The 250-nt window shown below is 50.8% G+C and carries 1 pseudogene; it reads left to right on the top strand.

Features of this window, described 5'->3' with window-relative positions:
* Nucleotides 1–250, top strand: a pseudogene (locus D1841_RS18560) (methylaspartate mutase subunit E); the annotation flags it as partial.

A 250-nucleotide genomic window follows, 5' to 3' on the forward strand; every position in this document is an offset into this window, starting at 1 on the left:
TTTTACATCAGTGGATGGGCGGTTTCCCGCAGGACGAAGCTCAGGCGTTTTCCGTTATTTCCTGGGGCAGCGCCATCGCAGCGCTGTCAAAGGCAACAAAAGTTATCGTAAAGACACCGCACGAAGCAATCGGCGTTCCGACCAAGGAAGCAAACGCACAGGGACTGCGCTGCACTAAACAGATGATCAACATGCTCTGCGACCAGCAGCTTTCCAACACCAGCCATGTTGTAAATGAAATGATGATTAT

The organism is Neglectibacter sp. X4 (genome assembly GCF_009917365.1).
Lineage (GTDB): Bacteria > Bacillota > Clostridia > Oscillospirales > Acutalibacteraceae > Acutalibacter.